We start from the raw sequence: 1,772 nt of genomic DNA, 5'->3' as shown, positions 1-1,772 counted from the left end.
ATACGCAACCCTTGAGACAGTAAACCTAGAAGGTAAACTGTTAGCTCTTTAAAAAGTAAAAACAGACAATCTGTGTGGGCACTGTTAGGACAAAAGATATGAAGTCTACGGACTGAAAAATTAAGTCTTAATAAGTGACACTGAAGATTCATTTGAATATGTCAGAGACAGTTATTGAGCATCAAACTTTAAATTGAAGAGTTTGATCATGGCTCAGATTGAACGCTGGCGGCAGGCTTAACACATGCAAGTCGAACGGTAACATGGGTGCTTGCACCTGATGACGAGTGGCGGACGGGTGAGTAAAGTATGGGGATCTGCCGAATGGTGGGGGACAACAGTTGGAAACGACTGCTAATACCGCATAAAGTCGCGAGACCAAAGGGGGTGCTTAAGTTTACTTAGGTGCACTTGCCATTTGATGAACCCATATGGGATTAGCTAGTTGGTGAGGTAATGGCTTACCAAGGCGACGATCTCTAGCTGGTCTGAGAGGATGACCAGCCACACTGGAACTGAGACACGGTCCAGACTCCTACGGGAGGCAGCAGTGGGGAATATTGCACAATGGGGGAAACCCTGATGCAGCCATGCCGCGTGTATGAAGAAGGCCTTCGGGTTGTAAAGTACTTTCGGTGGTGAGGAAGTTGTGTGTATGAAAAGTGCATATAATTGACGTTAGCCACAGAAGAAGCACCGGCTAACTCCGTGCCAGCAGCCGCGGTAATACGGAGGGTGCGAGCGTTAATCGGAATGACTGGGCGTAAAGGGCATGTAGGCGGATGATTAAGTTAGGTGTGAAAGCCCCGGGCTCAACCTGGGAATAGCATTTAAAACTGGTCGTCTGGAGTACTGTAGAGGGAGGTAGAATTCCACGTGTAGCGGTGAAATGCGTAGAGATGTGGAGGAATACCGGTGGCGAAGGCGGCCTTCTGGACAGATACTGACGCTGAGATGCGAAAGCGTGGGGAGCAAACAGGATTAGATACCCTGGTAGTCCACGCTGTAAACGATGTCGATTTGGAGTTTGTTGCCCTGAGTGATGGGCTCCGAAGCTAACGCGATAAATCGACCGCCTGGGGAGTACGGCCGCAAGGTTAAAACTCAAATGAATTGACGGGGGCCCGCACAAGCGGTGGAGCATGTGGTTTAATTCGATGCAACGCGAAGAACCTTACCTGGTCTTGACATCCACAGAATCTGGCAGAGATGCTGGAGTGCCTTCGGGAACTGTGAGACAGGTGCTGCATGGCTGTCGTCAGCTCGTGTTGTGAAATGTTGGGTTAAGTCCCGCAACGAGCGCAACCCTTATCCTTTGTTGCCAGCGATTAGGTCGGGAACTCAAAGGAGACTGCCGTTGATAAAGCGGAGGAAGGTGGGGACGACGTCAAGTCATCATGGCCCTTACGACCAGGGCTACACACGTGCTACAATGGCGTATACAAAGGGAAGCGAAGGTGCGAGCTGGAGCGGACCTCCTAAAGTACGTCTAAGTCCGGATTGGAGTCTGCAACTCGACTCCATGAAGTCGGAATCGCTAGTAATCGTGAATCAGAATGTCACGGTGAATACGTTCCCGGGCCTTGTACACACCGCCCGTCACACCATGGGAGTGGGTTGCACCAGAAGTAGATAGCTTAACCTTCGGGAGGGCGTTTACCACGGTGTGATTCATGACTGGGGTGAAGTCGTAACAAGGTAACCGTAGGGGAACCTGCGGTTGGATCACCTCCTTACGAAGTGCCTGACAGTGTTCACATAGATTGTTTGTT

At 50.3% G+C, this 1,772-nt stretch carries 1 rRNA gene; it reads left to right on the top strand.

Annotation, left to right across the window (positions count from 1 at the left end):
• Positions 1-190: 190 nt before the first annotated feature.
• Positions 191-1,736: ribosomal RNA gene (locus tag JMI89_RS11730) — 16S ribosomal RNA — on the top strand.
• The last annotated feature ends 36 nt before the right edge of the window (positions 1,737-1,772 follow it).

Source organism: Frischella sp. Ac48, from assembly GCF_019641635.1.
Classification (GTDB): domain Bacteria; phylum Pseudomonadota; class Gammaproteobacteria; order Enterobacterales; family Orbaceae; genus Frischella; species Frischella japonica.
Note: the sequence above shows the minus strand (reverse complement) of the source record. Positions and strands in the feature narration are given on the sequence as shown.